The organism is Micromonospora musae (assembly GCF_003626545.1).
In the GTDB taxonomy this organism is placed as follows: Bacteria; Actinomycetota; Actinomycetes; order Mycobacteriales; family Micromonosporaceae; genus Micromonospora; species Micromonospora musae.
In genome coordinates this window covers 234,014-253,100 of sequence record NZ_RAZS01000005.1, presented here as the reverse complement: position 1 = coordinate 253,100, position 19,087 = coordinate 234,014, and the positions used below count along the sequence as shown (strand labels likewise).

Below are 19,087 nucleotides of genomic sequence, written 5' to 3'. Positions count from 1 at the left end.
ATGGGGTTGGTGCCCGGCGGGGGCCGGTCATCACTGCCGATGGTCGACGAGGTCGATGAGCTGCCGCACCACGGTGTCCGGTTCGACCACCCGGTCGAAGACCGCGACCAGCAGAGTCTCCAGGTCGGGGTAGCCGAGCTCCTCGGCGAGACGCAGCAGTGGAAGCTCGCTCGCCAGCCCCCGGTTGTGCCGGCGGAGGGTGAGCCCGATGGTGGCCCGGCCGAGCCGGACCTTGTCGTTGATCGAGATGCCCGGCTCGGTGTGCTCGGCGAACCAGCGGTTGATCTGCATCTGGGCGTGCGGGGACTTCACGAAGCCGAGCCACTCCCGGCGGGGGCCTCGCGGCGCGGCCTCCGCCTCGAAGCCGTTCTCGGCGTCGTTCTCGGTGAAGATCTCCACCACGTCGCCCTCCTCCAGCTCGGAGGAGAGCGGGGCGAGCCGGCCGTTGATCCGCGCCGCGAGGCAGTGGTCACCGCGCTCGGTGCCCAGCTCGTACGCGAGGTCGACCGGGGTGGCGCCGGCCGGCAGTACGATCTGCCGCCCGTCCGCGAAGACCTCGACCTGCGCCTCGGCCAGGTCGCAGCGCAGCGACTCGAGGAACTGGGCCGGGTCGGCGGCGTTCTGCTCCCAGTCCAGCACCCGGTGCAGCCAGGCCAACTGTTCGGCGCCGCCCGCGCCGCCACCGGTCTGCGGGAAGCGGTAGTCGGCGGCGATGCCGTACTCGGCCGAGCGGTGCATCTCCTGGGTGCGGATGAGCACCTCGACGGTGCGGTCCTTCGGCCCGCAGACGGTGGTGTGCAGGGAGCGGTAGAGGTTGTTCTTGGGCGAGGCGATGTAGTCCTTGAACCGGCCCGGCATCGGGCGCCAGAGCCCGTGGATCGCGCCGAGCGCCGCGTAGCAGTCGGTCGCTGGGCCGTCCACCACCACGGCGATCCGGGGCAGGTCGTACGGGGCGCTATGGCTGCCGGCGACCGTGTCCTTCCAGATCGAGTAGAGGTGCCGCGGACGGGGAGCCACCTCGGCGTCGACCCGGTCGCGGCGCAGCGCCACCTTCGCCTGGGCGACCACCTGTGCGAGGTACGCGTCCCAACCGGGCCGGTCGTGCACGTGCCGCGCGATCCGGGCGTGCTCCTCCGGGTGCAGGTGCTGCAGCACCACGTCGTCCAGCTCGCGCTTGAGCGTCTGGATGCCCAGCCGGTCGCAGAGCGGGATGAGCACCTCTTCGGTCTTGCGGGCGATCCGTTCCCGGGACGCGGCCGACCGGACCCCGAGGGTGCGCATGTTGTGCAGCCGGTCGGCCAGCTTGATGATCAGGACCCGGACGTCGCGGCCTGCCGCGATGATCATCTTCCGGATCGTCTCGGCCTCCGCGGCCTTGCCGTAGAAGGCCTTGTCGAACTTGGTGACCCCGTCGACCAGGTGGGCCACCTTCGGCCCGAAGTCGTCGGCGAGCGCCTGGAGCGTGTAGCGGGTGTCCTCGACCGTGTCGTGCAGCAGCGCGGCCACCAGCGTGGTGGTGTCCATCCCGAGGCCGGCGCAGATCTGGGCGACCGCGAGCGGATGCGTGATGTAGGGCTCGCCGCTCTTGCGGAACTGCCCGCGGTGCATGGTCTCGGCGATCGAGTACGCCCGGCGCAGCACCGCGGGGTCGGCGCCGGAGTGGATGACCCGGTGGGCGCGGGCCAGCTGCCCGACCGGGTCGGACTCGGCGGCCGGCCAGTTGAGCAGTGACCGGAGCCGGCGGGTCAGTGGCAGCTCACCAGGTTGAGTGGGAAGCGCGCCCCCCAGGGCGGCGCCGTGTCCGGCGTCGACGTCCACGAGGGACACCTCCTCACCCCGGCCCCGCGGCCACCGGAGGACCGGCAACCGGGAGCAGGCCCACGAAACGGGCAGGAATGCACTTCTCTAACAGAGTAAGGGAGTCGACGTAGTCCGATCGGTCAGTTGGTCATGGGCGTTCGGTCGAGAGTTGGTGGGCCGCGGCGGCTTCGGCCTTGACCAGGAGGTCCCGGAAACGTGCCGCGCCACGCACCGGGGACGACCATCCGGAGGACATCTCGACCAGCCGGGTCTCCGGCCGCTCCAACCAGGACAGGATCCGCTCGGACTCCTCGGCCGTCGCACGGGGGACCGGCCCGTGACCCGGCGCGACGGTCTCCGCGGTGGCGCGGATGGCGGCCAGCGTCGGTCGCGGATGGACGCCCGGTGGGGACACGCCGGCGCCCGCCAGCCGGCCGTGCCGGACCAGCGCCAGCTCCCAGCCACCCCGGGCGGCCGGCCGGGCCGCGGCCAGCTCGGCGATGCCGGCGAGCGCGGCCAGCCGCTGCATCCGCACCGCGGCACGCAGCAGCGCCGTCAGCCGACTCCGGACCACCGCCGCCTCCTCGTAACGCTGGTCCGCCGAGAGCGTCTCGATCCGGTGCAGCAGCGCGTCGACCACCACCTGCGGGTCGTCGGCCGTCGCGGCCCGGAACGGGGCGGCCGCGCGCTCGTCGTACGCCTCGGGGCTGATCCGGTGCTCGCAGGGCGCCGGACAGCGGCCGAGCTCGGCCAGCGCGCAGGCCGGGGTGACGGTCCGCAGCGAGAGCCGGTGGGTGCACTGGCGCAGCGGCACCGCGTCGTAGAAGCCGGCGGCGGCCAGCTCGGCGGCCCGCCGGGAGGTGAACGGCCCGAGGTAGGCCTGGTCGGTTGGGGAGATCTCACGGACCACCGAGAGCCGCGGATAGTGCTCGTCGGTGAGCTTGAGCCAGAGCATCCGCTCCGGATACTTCGACCGGCGGTTGTAGGGCGGGGCGTGCGCGGCGATCAGCCGTAGCTCCCGAACCTCCGCCTCCAGCGAGTGCGCGCACTCGACCGCCTCGACCCGTTCGGCGGCGGCGAGCATCTCCGAGATCCGGGCCCGCTTCTCCGCCGCCGTGAAGTAGCTGCGTACCCGGGTGGCGATGTCACCGGAGGTGCCGACGTAGAGCGGCCGGTCGTCGGCGGCGCGGAAGATGTACACCCCGGGCGCCTTCGGCAACCCCTCGGCCAGGTGCCGCTTACGGCGCTGGGTGGGCGTGACCGCCTTGGCGAACTCGATCGCGTCGCCGACGGTCTCCACCCGGTGCCCGCCGAGGCGGCCGATCAGCGCGTGCAACACGTCGACGGTGGCCCTGGCGTCGTCCAGGGCGCGGTGGTTCGGCTGGGTGGCGGCCCGGAAGTAAGCGGCGAGGGTGCCGAGCTTGCGGTTGGGCACCTCGTCGCGGGTCAGCACGCGGCGGGCCAGCGCGGCCGTGTCCAGCACCCGGGGGTTGGGCCAGCGGTAGCCGTGCCGGGCGCAGGCGGCCTTCAGGAAACCGACGTCGTACGGCGCGTTGTGGGCGACCAGCACGGCGTCGGCGATGAACTCCAGGAAGCTCGGCAACACCTGTTCGATCGGCGGCGCCGGCACCACCATGGCCTGGGTGATGCCGGTCAGCACGGTGATGAACGGCGGGATCGGCTCCCCCGGGTTGACCAGGGTGCCGAGCACGCCCAGCTCCTCGCCGCCGCGCACCTTGACCGCGCCGATCTCGGTGATTCCGCCCCCGTCGGGGGAACCGCCGGTGGTCTCCAGGTCGACCACCACGAACGTGGTCGCGTACAGCGGTAGCGCCGGGTCGACCCCCGTGGTGGGGTCGAGGCCGGCCAGCGCCTGCTGGACGTACTCCGCCTGAGCCATCCGCGGCACGCTAGCGTCCCGGTCCGACACTCCTGTCTCAGCCGCCTCACCAGTCGACACCAGGCTAGGATGAGAGATCGGCTCACTCACCGGGCGGTGGGCCCGGCTGCGGTGGGAGACTTGCCACATGCCCCTCACCGAGCCGTACGACGACCACCTCCCGCCGGAGGAGCAGGTCGCCGCCGCGCGCGACACCGGTGAGGTCGACCGGTCGGCCGGGTCGGAGGTGGCCTCGCCCCCTGTCGACACCGAGGCCGGCGTCGAGGCGATCACGGACGCTGCCGGCGGTGTTGCCGACCCGGACGCTGTCGGCGGTGTTGCCGACCTGGCTGCTGCCCGCGGCGCTGCCGACCTGGCTGCGGCCGGCGTTGTTGCCGACCCGGCTGGGGCCGGCGGGGACGACGACGGCGCTCCGGAGCCCGAGCCCGTCCTGCCCGAGCCGGTACGCCAGCGGATCGTGACCCTCACCGCCGCGGTGCTGCCCGTTCTCCCCGCCGACGAGGTGCCGGTGCCGCTGCGCCGGGTCGCCAAGTTCGCCCCCAACCGCCGCGCCCGGCTCGGCGCGCCGGCGATCGCCACCCAGCTCACCGCCGACCCGCTCTTCCGGCAGCGGGTCAGCGCCCGGGTGCTGACCGACGCCGGCGATCTCGGCGCCGCGGTGGTCGAAGGCACCGCCCCGGCCGCCGCCGACCCGGTCGAGGTGGCCGCCCTGGCCTACCTGGCCCGGCCGTCCGGCTGGCGGGAACTCATCGAGGCGAGCGGCGCGGCGGTACGCGCCGAGGCGGACAGCGCGGTCGTCGCCGAGCTGGTACGCGAGGCCGAGCAGCGGGCCACCCGGGCCGAGCACGACCGGGCGGTGGCCCGGGTCGAGGCGGAGAAGCTCCGCGACGAGCTGGCCCGGGTCCGCGAGGAGCTCGGCCAGCAGCGCGAGGAGGCCCGGCAGCTGGCCCGTACCCTCCGCGAGACGCAGGCCCGGGAGCGGCGGGCCACCGAGCTGCTCGCCACGGAACGCGGCCGGGCGGCCCGGGCGGGCGCGGACGCCGACGCGGAGCTGCGTCGGGCCCGGGCCCGACTGGCCGAGGCCGAAGCCGCCGCCGGGGCGGCCCGGACCAGCGCCAAGGAGGCCCGCTCGGTCGACGACGCCCGGCTCTGGCTGCTCCTGGAGACGATCGGGCAGGCCGCGGTCGGGTTGCGCCGCGAGCTCGCACTCGACCCGGTCGACGCGCTCCCGGCCGACTTCGTGGCCGACGCGTTCGCCGACCAGCCCGGCGTCGCGACCGGCGCCGCGACCCGCGCCCGGGACACCGACGACCCGGCCCGGCTGGACCAGCTGCTCGCCCTGCCCCGGGCCCACCTGGTGGTGGACGGTTACAACGTCACCAAGCGGGGCTTCGGCGAGATGTCGCTGGAGCAGCAGCGCAAGCGCCTGATCACCGGGCTGGGTGGGATCGCCGCGCAGACCGGCGACGAGGTCACAGTGGTCTTCGACGGCGCCGAACGCATCCCCGGACTGCCGCCCACCCCGCGCGGCGTGCGGGTGCTCTTCTCCCGCAAGGGGGAGACCGCCGACGAGTTGATCCGGCGCCTGGTCCGCGCCGAGCCGTCCGGCCGGCCGGTCGTGGTGATCTCCTCCGACCGCGAGGTCGCCGACGGGGTACGCCGGCACGGCGCGTACCCGCTGGGTGCGGACTCGCTGCTGCGCCGCCTGGCCCGCTCCTGACCCGCTCCGATCGAACCGACCTCGGGTTGATCCACTCGGGTCGGGTGACCCGTTCGGCTCAGGTTGACCCGCCTGGATCGGGTTGATCCACTCGACATCCATGAAGTCGGGCGATAACCCGCCGTTGATACCCCGACTTCAATGAAGTCGAGTTGATCAGCGCCGGTTCGATGCTCGTTGTCCGGTTCTGTCGTACCCGGGGCCTAGCGTGGGCGTGACCGACGGTGGTCGGGTGGCGACGATCCGGTCGTCCAGGCCGCCGCAGCCCGTCAGGAGGCGTTGATGCTGATCGACTGCGAGCGGTGCCGCATCCGAGGTGCCGGCTGCTCCGGCTGCCTGGTGACCGCACTGTTCGACGAGCATTCCCCCGTGGCCGACCTCGGCCCGGCCGAGCACCGGGCCATCGAGCTCTTCGTCCGGGCGGGGTTCGAGGTGGAGGTACTGCCCCCACCGCGGCCGCCGGCCGCGCGGCCCCGGCCGCTGCGCCGCCGCCGGATCGCCTGACCCGAGCGCCGGCCTTGCAGGCCCGCCCGGCCGACCTTGCCGGCCTGCCGTCGACCTTGCCGCCCGACGCAGACCTCGCCGACGCTGGCCGCTGCGTCGCCGCCGGATCGCCTGACGCGAGCGCCGACCTTGCCGGCTCCCGCCGCGCCGGCCCTGTCGCCGACCTCGCCGACGCTGGCCGCTGCGTCGCCGCCAGATCGCCTGACCCGAGCGCCGACCTCGCCGGCTCCCGCCGCCGACGTCTCCGGCCCTGCCGCCCGCCGCGCTGGCCTCCGCCGCGCCGATCTCGCCCAATCCGCCGCGTGGTCACTCCGGGCGCAATCGCGTGTCGCGTGCGTGGCGCTTGCGCTACCGCGCGCTCGCTCGCCTCACGGCGGCCGCTACCGGCGCGCCGAGGGGGTGCCGCTGGAGGACGTGCAGGGCAACGCGGCGGTGAACTGCCACGGCACCACCTCGACACCGGGCCGCTGCGCGCCGCGCACGCCGACGCCGAGGCGCACCCGCCGACGCTGGTCCGTTACGACCCGTGGAGGGCGTCCTGGCGTAGCGCGGTCGGCCGGTGCTTCCGGCGTGTGGTCGCGCCACGGTACGGAGGTCGCCGAAGCGATCACCGGAAGCTACCCGGCCGCCTCGTCGCGTGGCGGCCGCTTCGGCGCGGCGGGGCGGGGCGCGCATCGCCGGCACGGGGGCGCACTCATCGCGTCCCGGCAGCCGTTCGGCGCGGGCGGGCGGGCACCGTCGGTGCGACACGGTAGGGGAGCCCTAGGATTGGCGGTCACGGCGAGAGGAGCGTGGATGACGCGGGTATCGCGGGGCGGGGACGGGCGCCCGCGCGGCGGGGTGCCGCGATGAGCCCGCGCGGCTGGGCCCTGGTGGCGCTGGCCGGGCTCGCTCTCGCGCTGGTGGTCGCCGCCGCGTTGCTGATCCCCTGGAACCGCCCGCCGGCGCCCCGCGCCGACCAGCTCGCCGCGTTGGGTGACCTTCCGCCGGACCAGGTGACCCATTCGCGTGAGTTCCGGGCCGCGCTGCGCCCGGGTGGCTACGCGAGCCTCGTGATCGGCCTGCTGATCGCCCTCGCGCTCGGGCTGACCCCGCTGGGCAGCCGGCTCGTCGAGCTGGCCGGGCGCCCCTTCGGCGGGCACTGGGTGGCCCAGGCCGTGCTCGGCGGTCTCGCCGTCGTGCTCGTCGCCGACCTGGTCACCCTTCCGTTCTCCGCCTGGCGGCAGGCAGTACTCACCCGCTACGGGCTGAGCACCAACGGCTGGGCCGGCTGGCTGGTCGACCTGCTCAAGTCGTACGCGGTGAGCGCGGTGATCGGCGCGGTGGCGCTGCTCGGCTTCTACGCGGTCATCCGGCTCGCGCCGCGCTGGTGGTGGGCGTTCGGGGCGGCCGGCGCGGCGGGGCTGGTGGTGCTGCTCTCCTTCGTGCTGCCCGTGCTGGTGGAGCCGGTCTTCAACCGGTTCACCCCGATGGAGCAGGGCCCGCTGCGCACCGAGCTGATGGCGATGGCGGCGCGGGACGGGGTACCGGTGCGCGACGTCCTGGTGGCCGACGCGTCACGTCGGACGCGGGCGGTCAACGCGTACGTCTCGGGGATCGGGCCGACCCGGCGCGTGGTCGTCTACGACACCCTGCTGCGGGAGGCCCCGCCGGCGGAGGTGACCGCCGTGGTCGCGCACGAGTTGGGACACGCCCGGGACCGGGACGTCACGGTGGGTACGCTGACCGGCGCGCTCGGCGCCGCGGCGGCGGTGGTCGCGCTCTACCTGATCGGCTCGTGGGCACCCCTGTTACGGCTGGCCGGCGTCGACTCGGTGGCCGAACCACGCGCGTTCCCGCTGCTGGTGGCGCTGGTGACGGTCGTCGGTCTGGTCGCCGCACCGGTCCAGGCGCTGATCTCCCGGCGGGTCGAGGCGCGGGCCGACGCGCACGCGCTCGCGCTCACCGGCGACCCGTCCGCCTTCGAGTCGATGCAACGGCGGCTGGCCACCATCAACCTGGCCGACCCCGATCCACCACGCTGGGAGTACCTGTACTCCGCGACCCACCCGTCCACGGTCGAGCGGATGGCAGCCGCCCGCGCCTACGCCAGAGAGGCCGGTAGATGACCCGGACGCTGCTGATCACGAACGACTTCCCGCCCCGCCCAGGTGGGATCCAGTCCTTCGTGCACAACCTCGCGGTGCACCAGCCGACCGGCTCCGTGGTGGTCTACGCGTCGACCTGGCCCGGGGCGGAGAAGTTCGACGCCGACCAGCCGTACGAGGTGATCCGGGAACGCACCCGGATGCTGCTGCCCACCCCGCTGGTGGCGCGGCGGGCCGCGCGGCTCGCCCGCGAATACGACTGCGACACGGTGTGGTTCGGCGCGGCCGCCCCGCTCGGGCTGCTCGCCGGCGGGCTGCGGCGGCGGGCAGGCATCCGCCGGTTCGTGGCGCAGACGCACGGGCACGAGATCGGCTGGGCCGCGCTGCCCGGCGCGCGCGCCGCGCTGCGGCACATCGCGCGCGGCGTCGACGTGACCACCTACCTCGGTGAGTACACGCGGGTGCGGTTGGCGCGGGCGTTGGACGGGCTGACCGAGCTGCAACGGCTCGCGCCCGGCGTGGACGTCGACACGTACCACCCGGACGTGGACGGCGAGCCGGTGCGGGCCCGGCTCGGGCTCTCCGACCGACCGGTGGTGGTCTGCGTGTCCCGGCTCGTTCCGCGTAAGGGCCAGGACATGCTCATCCGGGCCATGCCCGAGATCATCCGCCGGGTTCCCGACGCCGCACTGCTCGTGGTCGGGGACGGGCCCTACCGGGCCGCGCTCGAGAAGCTCGCCCGGCAGACCGGGGTGGACCGGGACGTGGTCTTCACCGGGTCGGTGCCCGCCGCCGAGTTGCCTGCGCACTACGCCGCCGGTGACGTCTACGCGATGCCGTGCCGCACCCGCAATCGGGGGCTGGACGTGGAGGGCCTCGGCATCGTCTACCTGGAGGCGTCCGCGGCGGGCCTGCCGGTGGTCGCCGGGGACTCCGGTGGCGCGCCGGACGCGGTCCGTGCGGGGGAGACCGGTTACGTGGTGAACGGCCGGGACGTGGCCCAGCTCGCCGACCGGGTGTCGCTGCTGCTCACCGACCGGGACCTGGCGCGCCAGTTCGGCGCCGCCGGGCGGGCCTGGGTGGAGCGGGAGTGGCGCTGGGAGACCCAGGCGCAGCGGATGGCCGCACTGCTCGCCGGCTGACCCGGCGGACAGCAGCGCCGACGGCCCCCCGGCGCGCCGCTCACGCGGCCACCGGCCCACGCCGCTCAGGCGGCCAGCGGCCCGCACTGCTCAGGCGGCCAGCGGCCCGCACTGCTCAGGCGGCCAGCGGCCCGCACTGCTCAGGCGGCCAGCGGCCCGCACTGCTCAGGCGGCCAGCGGCCCGCACTGCTCAGGCGGCCAGCGGCCCGCGCTGTTCAGGCGGCCAGCGGCCCGCGCTGTTCAGGCGGCCAGCGGCCCGCGCTGTTCAGGCGGCCAGCGACTCCCGCCTCGGGGCGTACCGGGGCACGTACTCCTGGCCGGTCAGCTGCTGGATCGCCGCCATCACCTCGTCGGTGAGGAGCCGGATGTCACGCGGCCCGTGGATGCGTCCGGCCACCGGGATCGGCGCACCGAACCGCAGCGTCACCGGATGCCGGCGGGGCAGGCGCGCGTCGATCGGCAGCACCTCCGCGGTGCCGAGCACACCGACCGGAATGATCGGCACCTCGGCGTCCCGGGCCAGCCGGACCACGCCGGTGCGGCCGCGGTGCAGCCGGCCGTCGGGGGAGCGGGTGCCCTCCGGGTAGACGGCCACGAGGCCGCCGGCGCGCAGCACCGGCACGGCGGCGTCGAACGCGGTGAGGACGGCCCGGCCGCCGGCGCGCTCGACGGGGATGGCACCCATGCCGCTGACGATGCGACGGCTGAGCCAGCCGCGCGCACCCCCGCCGGAGAAGTACTCCGACTTGGCCCAGAAGGCGATCCGGCGCGGCGTGACCGAGGCCAGGAAGAGCTCGTCGGCGACCGAGAGGTGGTTGCCGGCGAGGATGGCGCCGCCGTGTGGGGGCAGGTGGGCCAGTCCCTCCACCCGTGGGCGCCAGCCGAGCCGTAGCGCGGTGCCGACGGTCAGCTTGCCGAGGTCGTACAGCAGGGGCACAGCTCCTCCGATCAGGTACGGGGTTGTCCGGCGCGGGCGGGGCCGAGGTGCGCGTCGAGCGCGGCCCGGAGCAGGGCGTCGTCGTCGGTGGCGCCGGTCGCGAGTTGCAGGCTTCCCCAGGCCCAGAGCTGCGCGAGGCCGTGCAGGTTCGCCCAGAGCGCGCCGGCGAGGACGGTGGCCGGAGCGTCGGTCGGCCGCCGTAGCTGCGCGACGAGGTCGGCCAGCAGGGTGAAGAGTGGCAGGCTGGTGTCGCGCAGCCCGAGCCGGCCGCTGTTGAGCAGGTCGTGCCGGAACATCAGCTCGAACATCCCCCGCTGCGCGGCGGCGTAGTCGAGGTAGGCCCGGCCGAGGGCGAGGAGCCGCTCGCGCGGGTCGGGTCCGGCGTCGCGTACGACCGCGGCGATCCGGACGCCGAGGTCGGCGTACCCCTGCCGGGCGATCGCCGAGAGCAGGTCGAGATGGGTGGGGAAGTGGCGCCTCGGTGCGCCGTGCGAGACACCGGCCCGGCGGGCGATGTCCCGCAGGGAGACCGCCGCGTGCCCTTCGCTGTGCACCAGCTCCACCCCGGCGGTGATCAGCCGAGTGCGGATGTCCGGCTCCGAGTCCTGCATAGACAGTGTCTACCAGGTGGGCGTAGACATTGTCTACGCCTGCTCAGCCGACGCGCTCCAGGATCCGGTCGGCGGGTGCCGGGCGGCCGAAGTGCCACCCCTGGCCGGCGTCGCAGCCGATCGCCCGCAGCCGTTCGGCCTGGCCGGCGGTCTCCACCCCCTCGGCGGTCACCGTGAGACCGAGCGCGTGCGCCAGCGACACGAGTGAGGCGAGGATCCGCTCGTCGGTGCGGCTGCCCGGATCCGCCGCCGGCGCGCGCAGGCCGGCCACGAACTCGCCGGCCACCTTCAGCTCCGTCACCGGCAGGTCCCGCAGGTACGCGAGGTTGCTGTAGCCGGTGCCGAAGTCGTCGATGGCGATCCGTACGCCCAGGTCGGCGAGGCCGCGCAGGGCCCGTACCGGCTCCTCGGTGGTGCTCATCATGGTGCTCTCGGTGATCTCCAACTGGAGCCGGTCCGGCGGCAACCCGGTCCGCTCCAGCAGCCCGTGCACCTCCTGCACCAGGCCCGGCCGGTGCACCTGACGTACGGCAAGGTTGACGCTGACGAACGGCGTCCGGCCGCCCCGCGCCGACCAGCCCTCCGCCTCCCGGCACGCCTCGGCCAGCACCCAGCCGCCGAGCGGCACGATGAGGCCCGTCTCCTCCGCCAACCCGATGAAGCTGCCCGGTCGTAGCACGCCGAGCTCCGGGTGACGCCAGCGCACCAGCGCCTCCACCCCGAGCAGGCTGCCGTCGCGCAGCGACGTCAGCGGCTGGTAGTCGAGGTAGAACTCACCTCGCTCCAGCGCGGGGGGAATGGCCGCGGAGAGCGCGTAGCGGGCCAGTTCCCGCCGGTTGCGTTCGGCGTCGAAGATCTCCCATCGGGCGCCGCCGGCCGCCTTGGCCCAGTGCAGGGTGCTGTCGGCGGCGCGCATCAGGTCGCTCGGGGTGGTGCCGGCCACCTGCCGTTCCGCGATGCCGATGCTCGCCGTCACCACCAGCTCGTGACCGTCCACCAAGGCCGGTTCACGCACCGCCGCGAGCGCCGCCTCGGCCACCGCGACGACGTCGTCGGTGCCGCCGGTCCGCTCCACCAGGATGACGAACTCGTCCCCGCCGAGCCGGGCCACCAGGTGCCCGTCGAGGGCCCGGCGCAGCCGGTCGGCGACCGTGATGAGCAGCCGGTCACCGACCTGGTGGCCGAGCGAGTCGTTCACCACTTTGAACCGGTCGAGGTCGACGAAGCACAGCCCGATCCGCTGCGCCCCCCGGCCGGGCTCGTTGAGCGCGTCGGTGAGCCGCTCGGTGAAGAGCGCCCGGTTGGGCAGCTCGGTGAGCGAGTCGTGGGTGGCCTGGCGGCGGAACCGGGCCTCGCTCTCCCGCAACGCGCGCTCCGCCTGGGTGCGAGCCATCATCACGGCCCGCCGGATCGACTCCTGCTCGTCGAGGGTGCGGTCGCGCAACGCCCGGGCGTAACCGGTGGCCACCGCGGCGAGCAGCCGAGCCATCCGGTCCTCGACGTCGTCGCCCACCAGGCCCAGGTCGCGGAGCAGCCGGAGCTGGACGACCTCGACGGTGCGGCCCAGCCCTTCCGCGGAGGCGATGTGGTTGGCGACCAGTTCGGCGCCCACCCGGTGACCGGGGCGCAGGTCGAAGGGCTCGGCCAGCAGCGCGGCGGCCAGCTGGTCGGCGAGGCGTTGCAGCAGCGCCTCCAGCTGCGCATGGGTGAGCGGCAGGAAACTGGTGCCGCCGACCGCCTTGGCCCAGGCTCGGGCGAACGTCCCGGGACGCGAGGGTGAACGCAGCGCCGCCGACTCAGCCACCGAGTCGCCCGACGCCGCCCAGGAAGACGGCCCGCTCCGCGTCCTCGGCGTTCTCCGGCGCCTCCGGACGCCACTGCGGCACCCACACCACGCCCGGCTCGACCAGTTCGAAGCCGTCGAAGAAGGCGGTCAGCTCGGCCCGGCTGCGGATCCAGAGCGGGTTGTCGGTACGCCGGTAGACACGCTGCGCCTCACCCCGCTCCTCGACGTCGCGCCCCTCGTCGCTGGCCTGCGAGATCACCAGGTGGCTGCCGGGCGCGAGCGCGTCCCGCAGGTTGCCGAGGATCTCCGCCGGCCGGTCGTCGTCGGAGATGAAGTGCAGCACCGCGACGACCAGCACGGCGACGGGCTCGTCGAGGTCGAGCAGCCCGCGTACGTCCGGGTGGGCGAGGATCCGCTCCGGGTGGCGCAGGTCCTCCTGGACCACGACGGAGTGGTCGTCGCCGGCGAGGATCTCCCGGCTGTGCGCCACCGCCACCGGGTCGACGTCGACGTAGACGACGCGGGAGCCCGGTGCCGTGCGGCGGGCGATCTCGTGCACGTTGCCCACGGTCGGGATGCCCGAGCCGATGTCCAGGAACTGGCGGACGCCGGCCTCGGTGAGGAACTGCACCGCCCGGCGGAGGAACGCCCGGTTGGCCTGGGCCATGAGCGGCGCCTCCGGCACCGCGGCCACCATCGCCTGGGCGGCGGCCCGGTCGGCGGCGAAGTTGTGCGAGCCGCCGAGGTAGTAGTCGTACATGCGGGCCACGCTCGGGCGTTCGATGTCGATCGTCTCGGGTGCCCAGTCCGGCCGCTGCATGCTCCACCCCTCGCCCTCGGCGCACGGGCGTCGTTGCCCGCCGCACCGCGGGTATTCTGCCCCTCCGAGTGCCCGGGTGACCATAGTCGGCCACCACTTCGGCAGCCGACGCCGGTCGATACGCGAGATCCGCGCCGGCCGTCGCGGCCGACGCGGATCCGGGGCGCGTCCGCGAGAGACCCGCCCTACGCCGTGCCGCCGGAGGGCGGCGAAGCGGTCAGAACTTGGGGGCGTCCGGAGCCTCGAGCAGGCCCAGCCGCAGCGCGGTCATCAGCGCCTGCGCCCGGTTGGCCGCGCCCAGCTTCTCGTAGAGCTTCGAGATGTGGGTCTTCGCGGTGGACTCGCTGACGAAGAGCTGCTTGGCGATGCCCGCCACGCTCATGCCGTCGGCGAGCAGCCGCAGGACCTGGCCCTCACGGGGGGAGAGCTGCGGCCCGGACGGCGCCAGCCGGCGCTTCATCGCCTCGGCCAGGTCGGCCGCGGTGAACGCGCTGGGGGAGGAGGCGGCGTGCCGGGCGGCGGCCACGACCTCGTCGGCGGGCGCGGTCTTCGGCACGAAGGCGCTCGCGCCGGCCTCCAGGGCGCCGAAGAGCTGGTCGTCGCCGGCGTACATGGTCAGCACCACGATGCCCATCGAGGCGCTGGACTTGCGAAGTGCCCGGGTGGCCTCGAGGCCGCTGCCGTCGGGCAGCCGGAGATCCATGATCACCACGTCCGGCTGCAGAGCCCCGGCCTGGCGGACCCCTTCCGCCGCGGTGGCGGCCTCACCGACGACCTCGAACTGCCGGTCCCGCTCGAAGGCGTGCCGCAGGCCCTTCCGAATCAGGTCATGATCGTCGACCAGGAGGACCTTGGTACGGGTGGCCGGTGTCGGGCTTGTGGTCATCCTCGGGTTACTCCCCTTCTGCTGCTGCGCTACCGCGCACGTTATCGCGCCGGGGCGAGGTGCCGAGAACCACCGCCACGGTCGTGCCGCTCGGTCGCCGGGGTCGAATCTCCAACCGGCCCCGGATACGTTCCGCCCTCTCGGCCATGATCGCAAGACCGTACCGCCCGTCGGGCCGCTGGTCAGCGATCCCCTGACCGTCATCCGACACTTCGATCTGCGCGTACGGCGGGTCGACCTCGCAGGTGACCCAGAGGTTGGACGCGCCGGCGTGCTTGCGGGCGTTCGTCACCGCCTCCTGTGCGATGCGGAGCAGCTCCGCCTCCGTGGCGGCGGGGAGCCGGGCGGTCGACTCGTCCAGCGACAGGTGCACCCGCAGGCCGGCGGACGCGCCGACGGTGCGGGCGTACTCGGCGATCGCGGCGGCCAGCCCGCCGTGCCGGTCCACCTCGCTGCGCAGCTCGAAGAGGCTCAGCCGCAGCTCCGTGATCACCCGGGTCACCTCGGCGCGCAGCGTGCGCAGCGCCTCGGCGGTCTCCTCGGTGTCGTCGTGCACGGTGGCCAGGGCGTTGTCGATGCCGTATCCGACCATCACCAGCTCCTGGGCGACCCCGTCGTGGATCTCCCGGGCCAGGCGCTGCCGCTCCTCGTTGGTGGCCAGCGAGCGGACCTCGTCGAAGAGCAGCGCCGCCTCCAGCCGCAGCGCGGCCGGGCCGGTCAGGGCGGTCACCCGCGACACCACCGGCGATGGGTAGGCGTGCCCGGCGTCGGCCTCCAGCACCACCAGGCCGACGGTGCGGACTCCGGCGACCAGCGGCACGATCAGCGCCGAGACGTCGCCGCCCGGGTGCGACCGGGCCTGCGACCGGGCCGCGGTCTGCGGCTGCTGGCTGGCCCAGGCGTCGGCGATCGCCGAGTCCGCGTCGAGCGTCGTCTCCCAGTCGACCCGGTCGACGCCCACCTGGGCGAGCACCACGAGCCGGCCACCGCCGCTGGCGGAGAGCACGGCGGCCCGGTTGCTCGGCGCCACGTTGCGCAGCTCCTCCAGCAGGTGCTCGGAGATGCCGCCGGGGTCGAGGGTCGCGCCGGGCAGCTGCCGGGCGACCGTACGCAGCTGGGTGAGCAGGCGGGTCGCCTCGGCGTACGGCTGCGGCTTGCCCTCGCCGCGCGCCTGCATCACGCGGTGCAGGGTGCGGGCGGCGTAGAGCCCGAGCACCGCGAGGATCAGCCACTGCGCGCAGACGGCCAGGTAGCCCGGCTGGGTGATCTGCCGGGCCCCGTCGACCTCGGTGAGCGCGCCGCTGACCAGCAGGGCGACGGCGGCCACCGCGAGCAGGCCGGCGCCCTCGCGGAACCGGCGGCGCAGCGCGGTGACGGTCACCGGCACCGCCAGGTACGGCAGCACCGCGGACGCGCCCAGGCCGTGGATCGACCCGCCGACCAGGGCCACCGCCGCCACATGGCTCGCCGCCAGCCCCAGCACCACCACCTCCGCCACCCGGCTGAGCGGGGCGATGATCCGGTGCTGCGGGGCGAGCAGGGCGGGCAGCCCGGCCACGGCGAGCAGCGCGATCCACCAGAGCTGGGCCAGCTCGCGGGTGGCGAAGAGGGTCAGGACGGCGACCAGCGCCAGCATCACCAGGCGCGCGGCGGCGGCGAGGGGGTGAGGTCGGGCGGTTGTCGAGGCGGGCACGTGACGGATGGTAGTCAGCCTTGGTAGATCTCGGCGATCTCCGCCGCGTACGTCTTGTGCACGACCTGGCGCTTGACCTTCAGCGACGGGGTCAGTTCACCGGTCGCCTCGGTGAAGTCCCGGGGGAGGATCCGGAACACCTTGATCGCCTCGGCCCGGGAGACGGCCGCGTTGGCCAGGTCCACGGCCTTCTGGATCTCGGCGCGCAGCCCCTCGTGCTGGCGCAGCTCGGCCGCGGGCGTGTCGGCGGGCAGCCCGACCGACTCCAGCCACCGAGGCAGCGCCTCCTCGTCGAGGGTGACGAGCGCCGCGATGAACGGCTTCTGGTCGCCGAGGACCAGGCACTGGCTGACCAGGGGGTGGGCCCGGACCTGGTCCTCCAGCACGGCCGGGGCGACGTTCTTGCCGCCGGCCGTCACGATGATCTCCTTCTTCCGGCCGGTGATGCTGAGGTAGCCGTCGTTGTCGAGCTGGCCCAGGTCGCCCGTGCGGAACCACCCGTCCTTCGTGAGCACCTCGGCGGTCGCGTCCTCGTTTCGCCAGTACCCGTCGAAGACCAGCTCGCCGGCGATGAGGATCTCGCCGTCGTCCTCGATGCGGATGGTCACGCCGGGCAGCGGCCGGCCGACCGTGCCGACGCGGGTCGCCGAGGGCAGGTTGACGGCGGCGGCCGGGGCGGTCTCGGTCAACCCGTACCCCTCGAACACGGGCACCCCGATGCCGCGGAAGAAGTGGCCGAGGCGCGCGCCGAGCGGGGCGCCGCCGGAGATCGCGTCCCGGCACCGGCCGCCGAGCGCGGCGCGCAGCTTGCGGTAGACCAGCCGGTCGAAGAGCGCGTGCTGGGCCCGCAGGCCGAAGCCCGGCCCGCCGGGGGACTCCAGCGCCTCGCTGTACGCGACGGCGACCTGCTCGGCGCGGGCGAAGATGCCGCCCTTGCCGTCGGCCTCGGCCTTCTGCTTGGCGGCGTTGTAGACCTTCTCGAAGACGCGGGGGACGGAGAGCACGAAGGTCGGGCGGAACTCCTGCAACTCCGCGACCAGGTTCCTCGGGTCGGCGCAGTGCCGCATGGTGGCGCGGGCGTACACCACGCCGACCTGGATGAGCCGGGCGAAGGCGTGCGCCAGCGGAAGGAAGAGCAGGGTGCTGGCGCCCGGGTTGAACAGGTTCGGCAGCACCGGCACCGCGTTGGCGATGTCGGCGTACATGTTCCGGTGCGTGATGACGCAGCCCTTGGGGCGGCCGGTGGTGCCGCTGGTGTAGATGATCGTGGCCAGGTCGGCGCTGCGCAGCGCCGCGCGACGCCTGTCGACCTCCGCCGGGTCGACCGACGCGCCCGCGGCGACGAGTTCGTCCACCGCGCCGAGGTCGATCTGCCAGACCTTCCCGAGGTCGGGAAGCTGGTCGCGTACGCCGGCCAGCAGGGTGGCGTGGGCGTTGGTCTCGACCACGCAGGCCACCGCGCCGGAGTCGGCGAGGATCCAGGCGGCCTGCTCGCCGCTGGAGGTCTCGTAGATCGGCACGGAGACCCCGCCCACGGCCCAGATGGCGTAGTCGATCAGGGTCCACTCGTAGCGGGTGTGGCTCATCAGCCCGACCCGGTCACCGGCCCGTACGCCGGCCGCGACGAGGCCCCGGGCCACGGCCGCCACCTCGTCACGGAACTGCAGGCAGGTGACGTCGGCCCAGGCCGGACCCTCGCTGGCGCCGGTGGGGCGGACGAACTGCACGGTGTCGGGCGCGGCTTCGGCGTTCTCCCAGACGGGGTCGGTGAGGTTGGCGGAGTCGCCGACGGTGACGATCGGTGGTACCGAGAACTCGCGCACCTACACTCCTCGTGCTCGCACTGGTCGATCGGCCGCGCCCACGGGCCGGCTCTGTCGAAACCTACCTGTCCGTCCGTCCGGGCGCTCCCGGTAGGTTGCCGCCCCGGGGTGTGGCGTGGCGTGGGGGCGGGACGGCCGGGCGTCACGCCGCGCCGGGTAGCCTCCCCCCATGGCGGACACCTCCACCCAGTCGATCGTCATCGACGCGCCACCGGAGCAGGTGGCGGCGGTCATCTGCGACTTCGCGCGCTACCCGGAATGGAGCGAGGCGATGCGGCGGGTGGAGGTGGTCGAGGAGTACGAGGACGGCTACGCCAGCCAGGTCCGGTTCGTCATCGACGCGGGCGTGCTGGCCGACGAGTACGTGCTCGCCTACGCCTACGCCGAGGATCTGAGCCGCATCGAGTGGCACCTCGTGGCGCCGTCGAAGATGCAGCGGTCGCAGCGGGGTTCGTACGACCTGGTCGGCGAGCCGGGCGGCACGACCACGGTGACCTACACGCTCGAGGTGGAGCTTTCGGTCGGGATGCTCGGTATGTTCCGTCGCAAGGCCGAGAAAATGATCATGGATACCGCGTTGAAGCAGCTCAAGCGCCGGGTAGAAGCACCCGGTGCGGCGCAGTGACGCGTCCGGCGGCCCGGCCGCCACGGTAGAGGAGTCGACCATGGTGGCAACGGATCCGGGCTCGGCCCGGGAGGAGGCGGAGCGACTCGTCGCCACGCTCCTGGCGACCGCGCGGCTGGCCGCCGCGAACCCCACAGCAGGGGCCTGGGGCCCGCTCGGCGGGATCGTGGCCAGTGTCCTCGGTCACAGCGGCCGGTCCACCGAGGAGTCGCACCCGGAATCCGGCGGTTTCGCCACCGGAACCGCCGAGTGCTGCATCTGCCCGGTATGTCGCGGTATGGCCGCTCTTCGTGATCCGAGTCCCGAATTCGCCGAGCGACTCGCCACCGGTGCGGGCGATCTGGCGGCCGGTGTGGCCAGTCTTATGCGCGCCTTCGCCTCCGCGAACCCGCCGCCGCGGCCCGCGTACCCTTCCGCCGAGGCGGGAGGTGGCGCGTCAGACAACGACCTCGTCTGGCGCGAGGCCACCCGTAGCGGGCATGATTCTCAGCCGGCGTCGGAGGAGGACGTGTGGTCCTCCGCGACCCGGGCGGACGACACGACCGCCCCGGCCGTTCCCGTGCCGCCCGTCGACGACGCCGGGCCGGCTGCGGCGACGGCCGACCGGGCGCCGGCCGACCGACCCGTGGTGCCCGCGTCGCGTGCCCCCGGCGACGTGGGCGCGGACGCACCAGGCGACGGCGCCTGACCAGGGACATCCCGCACTTGCCGGCAGGGCCGGCACGGGCGGGGCAGCACAGCAGAGGGGAGTGG

The 19,087-nt window shown here is 74.2% G+C and carries 15 protein-coding genes; 6 read left to right on the top strand and 9 right to left on the bottom strand.

Annotated features, from left to right (window positions below):
* Positions 1 to 30 precede the first annotated feature (30 nt).
* Positions 31 to 1,818, bottom strand: a complete 1,788-nt coding sequence (locus D7147_RS15840; RefSeq protein ID WP_120678307.1) for a RelA/SpoT family protein — start codon at positions 1,816 to 1,818, stop codon at positions 31 to 33.
* Positions 1,819 to 1,948: 130 nt separating this feature from the next.
* Positions 1,949 to 3,700, bottom strand: a complete 1,752-nt coding sequence (locus D7147_RS15835; protein WP_120678305.1) for a DEDD exonuclease domain-containing protein — start codon at positions 3,698 to 3,700, stop codon at positions 1,949 to 1,951.
* A gap of 127 nt (positions 3,701 to 3,827) precedes the next feature.
* Here D7147_RS15835 and D7147_RS15830 point away from each other — a divergent pair, with 127 nt between their 5' ends.
* The 4 genes from D7147_RS15830 to D7147_RS15815 all read left to right on the top strand — a co-directional run bounded on the left by D7147_RS15830 (position 3,828) and on the right by D7147_RS15815 (position 9,153).
* Positions 3,828 to 5,420, top strand: coding sequence for an NYN domain-containing protein (locus D7147_RS15830; RefSeq protein ID WP_120678303.1), 1,593 nt, complete (start codon positions 3,828 to 3,830; stop codon positions 5,418 to 5,420).
* 282 nt (positions 5,421 to 5,702) lie between these two features.
* Entirely contained in the window at positions 5,703 to 5,924 is a 222-nt protein-coding gene (locus D7147_RS15825) for a hypothetical protein (protein ID WP_120678301.1), read from the top strand.
* 848 nt (positions 5,925 to 6,772) lie between these two features.
* Entirely contained in the window at positions 6,773 to 8,032 is a 1,260-nt protein-coding gene (locus D7147_RS15820; RefSeq protein WP_120678299.1) for a M48 family metallopeptidase, read from the top strand.
* Positions 8,029 to 9,153: a glycosyltransferase family 4 protein gene (locus D7147_RS15815; RefSeq protein WP_120678297.1), complete on the top strand. Its 1,125-nt coding sequence runs from the start codon at positions 8,029 to 8,031 to the stop codon at positions 9,151 to 9,153. The genes D7147_RS15820 and D7147_RS15815 overlap by 4 nt, the downstream gene beginning before the upstream one ends.
* A 265-nt stretch (positions 9,154 to 9,418) precedes the next feature.
* On the opposite strand, the gene D7147_RS15810 is transcribed toward D7147_RS15815, so the two are convergent.
* The 7 genes from D7147_RS15810 to D7147_RS15780 form a co-directional block, all read right to left on the bottom strand.
* Positions 9,419 to 10,090: a lysophospholipid acyltransferase family protein gene (locus D7147_RS15810; RefSeq protein ID WP_120678295.1), complete on the bottom strand. Its 672-nt coding sequence runs from the start codon at positions 10,088 to 10,090 to the stop codon at positions 9,419 to 9,421.
* Positions 10,091 to 10,101: 11 nt separating this feature from the next.
* Positions 10,102 to 10,701, bottom strand: coding sequence for a TetR/AcrR family transcriptional regulator (locus tag D7147_RS15805; RefSeq protein ID WP_120678293.1), 600 nt, complete (start codon positions 10,699 to 10,701; stop codon positions 10,102 to 10,104).
* Positions 10,702 to 10,744: 43 nt separating this feature from the next.
* A complete protein-coding gene (locus D7147_RS15800; protein ID WP_120678291.1) occupies positions 10,745 to 12,505 on the bottom strand; it encodes a putative bifunctional diguanylate cyclase/phosphodiesterase in 1,761 nt (586 codons plus the stop codon).
* Complete coding sequence (locus D7147_RS15795; RefSeq protein WP_120678288.1) at positions 12,498 to 13,307, bottom strand: SAM-dependent methyltransferase; 810 nt, start codon at positions 13,305 to 13,307, stop codon at positions 12,498 to 12,500. Before D7147_RS15795 ends, D7147_RS15800 begins: the two co-directional genes overlap by 8 nt.
* Before the next feature lie 217 nt (positions 13,308 to 13,524).
* The gene (locus D7147_RS15790; RefSeq protein ID WP_007072219.1) at positions 13,525 to 14,193 is read right to left on the bottom strand and encodes a response regulator transcription factor; all 669 of its coding nucleotides are present in this window, start codon (positions 14,191 to 14,193) and stop codon (positions 13,525 to 13,527) included.
* Positions 14,194 to 14,200: 7 nt separating this feature from the next.
* Complete coding sequence (locus D7147_RS15785) at positions 14,201 to 15,886, bottom strand: GAF domain-containing sensor histidine kinase (protein WP_120678286.1); 1,686 nt, start codon at positions 15,884 to 15,886, stop codon at positions 14,201 to 14,203.
* Positions 15,887 to 15,900: 14 nt separating this feature from the next.
* A complete protein-coding gene (locus tag D7147_RS15780; RefSeq protein ID WP_120678284.1) occupies positions 15,901 to 17,709 on the bottom strand; it encodes an AMP-dependent synthetase/ligase in 1,809 nt (602 codons plus the stop codon).
* Between the two features lie 169 nt (positions 17,710 to 17,878).
* On the opposite strand from D7147_RS15780, the gene D7147_RS15775 reads away from it, so the two are divergent.
* Positions 17,879 to 18,334 (top strand): SRPBCC family protein, encoded by a 456-nt coding sequence (locus tag D7147_RS15775; protein WP_120678282.1) that lies wholly within the window; start codon positions 17,879 to 17,881, stop codon positions 18,332 to 18,334.
* 40 nt (positions 18,335 to 18,374) lie between these two features.
* A complete protein-coding gene (locus tag D7147_RS15770; RefSeq protein ID WP_120678913.1) occupies positions 18,375 to 19,022 on the top strand; it encodes a hypothetical protein in 648 nt (215 codons plus the stop codon).
* Positions 19,023 to 19,087 lie beyond the last annotated feature (65 nt).

Coding starts and splice junctions, on each gene's coding strand:
- D7147_RS15835 (WP_120678305.1), bottom strand. CDS start 3,700: ATGGCTCAGGCGGAGTACGTCCAGCAGGCGCTGGCCGGCCTCGACCCC.
- D7147_RS15830 (WP_120678303.1), top strand. CDS start 3,828: ATGCCCCTCACCGAGCCGTACGACGACCACCTCCCGCCGGAGGAGCAG.
- D7147_RS15825 (WP_120678301.1), top strand. CDS start 5,703: ATGCTGATCGACTGCGAGCGGTGCCGCATCCGAGGTGCCGGCTGCTCC.
- D7147_RS15820 (WP_120678299.1), top strand. CDS start 6,773: ATGAGCCCGCGCGGCTGGGCCCTGGTGGCGCTGGCCGGGCTCGCTCTC.
- D7147_RS15815 (WP_120678297.1), top strand. CDS start 8,029: ATGACCCGGACGCTGCTGATCACGAACGACTTCCCGCCCCGCCCAGGT.
- D7147_RS15805 (WP_120678293.1), bottom strand. CDS start 10,701: ATGCAGGACTCGGAGCCGGACATCCGCACTCGGCTGATCACCGCCGGG.
- D7147_RS15795 (WP_120678288.1), bottom strand. CDS start 13,307: ATGCAGCGGCCGGACTGGGCACCCGAGACGATCGACATCGAACGCCCG.
- D7147_RS15790 (WP_007072219.1), bottom strand. CDS start 14,193: ATGACCACAAGCCCGACACCGGCCACCCGTACCAAGGTCCTCCTGGTC.
- D7147_RS15775 (WP_120678282.1), top strand. CDS start 17,879: ATGGCGGACACCTCCACCCAGTCGATCGTCATCGACGCGCCACCGGAG.
- D7147_RS15770 (WP_120678913.1), top strand. CDS start 18,375: ATGGTGGCAACGGATCCGGGCTCGGCCCGGGAGGAGGCGGAGCGACTC.